The organism is Synechococcus sp. R6-10 (assembly GCF_047461815.1).
In the GTDB taxonomy this organism is placed as follows: Bacteria; Cyanobacteriota; Cyanobacteriia; order Thermostichales; family Thermostichaceae; genus Thermostichus.
The window spans coordinates 1-4,732 of the sequence record NZ_JANSHW010000458.1; the positions used below are offsets into that span (position 1 = coordinate 1).

At 61.0% G+C, this 4,732-nt stretch carries 3 protein-coding genes and 1 pseudogene; 2 read left to right on the forward strand and 2 right to left on the reverse strand.

Translation table 11 applies throughout. The annotated features are described in order from the left end of the window. Positions 1-448: 448 nt before the first annotated feature. A complete protein-coding gene (locus NW837_RS12110; RefSeq protein ID WP_083757654.1) occupies positions 449-790 on the reverse strand; it encodes a helix-turn-helix domain-containing protein in 342 nt (113 codons plus the stop codon). On the opposite strand from NW837_RS12110, the gene NW837_RS12115 reads away from it, so the two are divergent. Both NW837_RS12115 and NW837_RS12120 read left to right on the forward strand, forming a co-directional pair. Beyond that, the gene (locus NW837_RS12115; RefSeq protein ID WP_414331859.1) at positions 741-2,024 is read left to right on the forward strand and encodes a competence/damage-inducible protein A; all 1,284 of its coding nucleotides are present in this window, start codon (positions 741-743) and stop codon (positions 2,022-2,024) included. The genes NW837_RS12110 and NW837_RS12115 overlap by 50 nt on opposite strands. A gap of 102 nt (positions 2,025-2,126) precedes the next feature. Beyond that, on the forward strand, positions 2,127-4,295 hold the full coding sequence (locus NW837_RS12120; RefSeq protein WP_414331861.1) for a M48 family metalloprotease: 2,169 nt from the start codon (positions 2,127-2,129) through the stop codon (positions 4,293-4,295). A gap of 30 nt (positions 4,296-4,325) precedes the next feature. Here NW837_RS12120 and NW837_RS12125 read toward each other — a convergent pair. Next, positions 4,326-4,732: pseudogene (locus NW837_RS12125) on the reverse strand (translational GTPase TypA); the annotation flags it as partial.

The following is a 4,732-nucleotide window of genomic DNA, read 5'->3' on the forward strand; positions in this document are numbered from 1 at the left end:
CGGAAGCAGGAACCCGCCGAGACGACTGCGCAAGGAGCCATCCATGCGCAGCGTGGTAGGAATCTCCGGCCTAAAGGCCGGGGAGGATGTCAATGCTTGTTTCCCGTACTGCTCAGCCACAGCCTCTGGCCGTTCCTGGAACGCACTACGCGCCCACCAGTAGCAAGCGCACCGTCTTGGCATGTAGCTGGCGCTGCTTTCTGACCGCTATCTTGGAGGTCTGAAACTTGAGCAGCAAGACAATAAACCAAGACAATAAACAATGTCAAATAATGTCAAAGAAAATGTCAAAGAATAAATGTCAAAGTTGTCCACCCAGAACCTGGCCGCCTTGGCGCTCATCCCTCAAGTCTTGAATGGGCCAACGCAAACAATGACTGCCACTTTCTGGTTTGGTACGGGACTGCCTTCGCCCAATCTGGTAGAGAAGGCAAGATGTGGTGAGTAGCTACTTGCATCCAGGTGGACGCTCGCCTTCTAAAGACTTCAGAAAATCTAGGGTGCGGTTATAAACAAACCGAGCTGTTCCCAACCACTGCTGCAGCGTCTGTCGCTGTTGTGCTGTCGGATACATCTCGTCCCCCAATCTTTTTGCCGGCGCCGGAGATGGAAACTTGCCGGTTGTCTCACCGCCATTTGGAATGGCCAACTGCAAGCCCAAAATCTGGGGGCGCGCAGGGAGGCCGAGACCTCCCTGCTTGTATACTTCTCTTGCGGCTGAGCTGAGCTCGAGGCCAAGCATGATCCCACCGCAAACTGCTATTCCCCAAGGGGCTGAGATCCTCTGCATCGGCACAGAATTGCTTTTGGGAGAGATCACCAATACCAATGCCCAGTACTTGGCAGCCGAGTTGGCGCAACTGGGGATCCCCCACTATTACCAAACGGTGGTGGGGGATAACGAGGCCCGCATTCACCACGCGCTGGAGGTGGCCTGTGGTCGTTCCAGCTTGATTCTGATCACCGGGGGTTTGGGGCCGACGCCGGACGATCTCACCCATGAGGCGCTGGCTTCCTTTTTTGGGGCGGAGATGGTGGAGCACCCCCAAGTGTGGGAAGAGATCCTGCAAAAGTACGGGCAGCGGGGCCTTGTGCCCTCGCCGAGCAATCGCAAGCAGGCTTTTCTGCCCCGGGGAGCGAGGGTGTTGCCCAACCCGCTTGGCAGCGCCTGTGGCCTCATCTGGCAGCCCCGGCCCGACCTGCACATTCTCACCTTCCCTGGGGTGCCGCGGGAGATGCAACACATGTGGCGGGAGACCGCCGTGCCTTATCTGCGCTCCATCGGCTGGGGAAAAGAGGTGTTCTACAGCCGGGTACTGCGCTATTGGGGCATTCCCGAATCGACGCTGGCCGAACGGCTGGGATCCCTGTTGGCGGGGGAAAACCCTACGGTGGCTCCCTACGCCAGCCAGGGGGAGGTACGCCTGCGGGTTACCGGACGTGCTCCCAGTCGTGAAGAGGCCCAAGCCTTGATCGCCCCGGTGGTGGAGCAGATTTTACAGATTTCTGGAGAAGACTACTTCGGCAGCGATGACGCCACCTTGGCCGGTGTGGTGGGGGAGCTGTTGCTGCAACGGGGTCAAACTCTGGCGGTGGCAGAATCCTGCACCGGCGGGCTGCTGGGGCAGTTGGTGACCGGGATCCCGGGCAGCTCCCGCTATTTTGTGGGGGGGATCGTGGCCTACGACAACCGCATCAAGGAGCAGCTTTTACAGGTGAATCCGGAAACCCTGCGACAGCACGGGGCCGTGAGCGAGGCGGTGGCCGCCCAAATGGCGCTGGGGGCCAAGCAAGTCCTGGGCTCCAACTGGGCCTTGAGCATCACCGGCATTGCCGGGCCAGAGGGAGGCACCGCCACCAAGCCAGTCGGTCTTGTGTATCTGGGTTTGGCGGATCCGCAAGGGAAGGTGGAAGTACACGAGTACCGGTTTGGCAGCCTGCGCGGCAGAGAGGGGGTGCGTTGGTGGAGCGCCCAGACGGCTCTGGATCGCTTGCGGCGGCGCTTGCTCTGCTACCCCCTTTAGGGGGGATCCAGTCTCTCGGGGTTGGATCCCTGAGTAAGCTGGGGGAGCAGATGGATCCAACCGATCTCCAGAAGCAGACCCTACCAGGCAAGGAGCAAGCCGATGATCCCCGATGCCGTCCAGGCGGGCAAGGAAGCCCTGCGGCAGGGCCGCCTTCAAGAGGCCATCCAACTTTTTGAAGGCTACCTGGCCCAATCCCGTCAGCAGGACAAAGCATTAGGGATCCCGGCAGACTCATCTGACGGCGAAGCCCTGGAAGCCCAAATGAACCTGGTGCGGGCCTACCACCAGTTGGGCCAGACGGAGAAGGCACGGTCCCTCTGCCTAGAGCTGCTGCAACACCCCAACCCCCAGGCGCAAGGCTGGGCCAAGAAGATCTTGCTTCGCCTGCCCACTGCAACAGAGTCCCTGGCTGCTCCGTCCGCCAAACCTGTCGAACCGCGTTCTGCTCCCCCAGAGGAGCCGTCTCCTGGAGCGGGATCCCTGTCCACCCGTCAACGGGCCGCCCAACTGGGTATGAAGATCCCCCTGCCGGAGCGGGCCGGCCCCCTGCATTGGGCCAAGTGGGGATCCCTAGGGGTGGGCATTGTCTTCCTTTGGTGGCTGAGCTTTGTGTTGGTAGGCAGCCATCTGGATTTTGGCCGGCTGAGTTTTCCGCGGCAGCTTTGGTTTTTGCAGGGGTTGCTGCCCTGGCTGCGCAATGGCCTGCGGTGGTTGGTGGCCGGCAGCCTGGCGGTCAACTTTGGAGTAGGCCTTCTCTTTTTTGCCCCCTGGCTGATGGATCAGCTCCACCAACGGCTGCACAAGTTGCGTTGGGCCAGGCTTGGCGAAATCGAACGCCACAGCCCCGAAACGGCGCGCCTGCTGCAGCGCATCTGTGCCCAAAACCAGCTAAAACAGCCCCGACTGGGGGTGATCCCGGATGCTGGGCCGCTGGCCTTTGTTTACGGCACTTTTTCTGATGGCTGCCGCATTGTGGTCACCCAAGCCCTGTTGCAGCAGCTTTCTGAGGATGAGATTGCCGCCGTCTACGCCCAGGCCCTGGGGCGAATTGTTAATGGAGATATCCTGGTCATGACCCTGCTGGGATCCCCGATTCAACTGGTTTACCTGGCCTTGGAGCAGGTGAGCAAGCTGGGGGAGGGGCGCGGCCAAAGTCGGCGGCGGGATCTGATCGGGCATGTGGCCCCTCTGCTCTACTTGATCTACACGGTGCTTTCCTATCCCCTGTTTTTCCTCTCGCGCCTGGGCACCTACCATGCCGACCATTTTGCCGTACAGGCAACCGGCAACCCGAACGGGCTGATCGCTGCTCTGCTCAAATCGGCTGCCGGCTTACAAGAGGCCCACAAAAACGACCGCCGACCTTCCTCGCTGTTGCACTGCACCCGCCTGTTCAGCTTTTTGGACTTCAAAACCATCGCCGCTGCCAGTGCTGCCGCCCGCCTCCAGGATCCCTCCCAAGCTGGCCAAGTCTTTCTTTGGGATCAAATCAACCCTTGGGCCCGCTGGATGCAGGTCAATTCCAGCCATCCGCTGCCGGGGCACCGCTTCAAGGTCTTGGCGGGATATGGAGAGCGGCTGCGCCTCCTGCCGGAGCTGAGCCTGGGATCCGGGTCCAAATTGGATGTGGCCCGCCTGCAAAGCCGGTTTTGGCTGGATCTGGCCATCTACGCAGCCGAAGTGGTCGGGATCCTCATTGGCTGGCTGGTGGGGCTGATCCTCTACCTGCTGCTGCAAAACCGTCTCGATCCCAAGGTGATCGCGGCAGCAGCGGTGGTGGGCTACGGGGTGGGCTTGTGGGCCAAAGCGGGGTTGATGTACGGGGGATCCCTGCCGGCAAGGCCGACGGATGTGCTCAGCTTGCTGGCGGATCCCGACGCGGATCCCCGCCGCGGACAATGGGTGGAGCTGGAGGGGGAGTTGGTGGGACTGGGCCCCTCCGGCTATCAACTGGGGGCAGAGCTGAAGCTGCAAGAGGCCACAGGGCTGATCCCGGTGCGCTTCACCTCCCCTCTGGGCCCGGTGGGCAATGTCTTTTCCGGCCTGAAGCGGATCCGCGCCCTGGTGGGCCGGCGCGTCAAAGTGGTGGGCTGGTTCCGCCGCGGCAATACTGCTTGGGTGGATCTGGCCTACGTCCAGGTGGGATCCAATAAGCTGCACAGCCGACCGCGCCTTTGGCTGGTTGTGTTCGGCTTGGGAGTCATCCTGCTGGGGATTTGGGGGGCGTTCTATTTCCCCAACTTGGCCTCTTACCTGCGGCGGTGGTGAGCCAGGCTCTCTTCCAGTTGGCTGAGAAAACTAGCGGCGAGAGGGCGTTAACTGTGCCTTGCGCAGGCGCACCGACTGGGGCGTGATCTCCACCAGCTCATCCTCGCCGATGTATTCCAAAGCCCGCTCCAGGGTCATCTCCACCGGCGCTTGCAAGTGCACCAGCTCCTCCCCGCCCGCAGCCCGGTGGTTGGTCAGTTGCTTGGTCTTGCAGACGTTCAGCTCCAAGTCTTGGGGACGGTTGTGCTCGCCCACGATCATGCCCTTGTAAACGCGGGTACCTGGCGTAATAAAGAATACACCTCGATCTTCCGCATTCTTGAGGGCATAAGTAGTGGCCACCCCTTCTTCAAAAGCAATCAGCACCCCGTTGCGGCGCATTTCCATCTCAGAGGTCAGGGGACGGTATTCCAAAAAGCTGTGGCTCATGATCCCCT

Coding starts and splice junctions, on each gene's coding strand:
- NW837_RS12115 (WP_414331859.1), top strand. CDS start 741: ATGATCCCACCGCAAACTGCTATTCCCCAAGGGGCTGAGATCCTCTGC.
- NW837_RS12120 (WP_414331861.1), top strand. CDS start 2,127: ATGATCCCCGATGCCGTCCAGGCGGGCAAGGAAGCCCTGCGGCAGGGC.
- NW837_RS12110 (WP_083757654.1), bottom strand. CDS start 790: ATGCAGAGGATCTCAGCCCCTTGGGGAATAGCAGTTTGCGGTGGGATC.